Raw genomic sequence first — 340 nt, forward strand, 5'->3', positions numbered from 1 at the left:
TCCACACCGTTTAGATAATGATAAAGACGGCATTCCATGTGAAGATTATAAATATCCAAAGAGCACAAATACTACAACAGAAAATAAAGAAACTACTAAACCTCAAGAACAACCTAAACAAGAAAATACTAAACAGGAAAACACTAAACAAGAACCTGTTAAACAAGAAAACACTAAGCAAGAGAATTCAAAACAAAATAACCAAACAACAAATACTACACAAGAACAAACTAAGCCTCAAACAACTGCAAAAGAAACAAAGAAAAATACTAATACAGTTGTGAAAAAAGAAACAAAAAAACAAGGTGAAAAATTACCTAATACAGCATCAAACGGTGTT

General features: G+C 30.3%; 1 protein-coding gene. It reads left to right on the top strand.

Features of this window, described 5'->3' with window-relative positions:
• On the top strand, nucleotides 1-340 hold a 340-nt coding region (locus MR167_RS31985; protein ID WP_242316277.1), incomplete at both ends, for an excalibur calcium-binding domain-containing protein.

The organism is Bacillus cereus group sp. BfR-BA-01355 (assembly GCF_022663675.1).
GTDB lineage: Bacteria > Bacillota > Bacilli > Bacillales > Bacillaceae_G > Bacillus_A > Bacillus_A thuringiensis_S.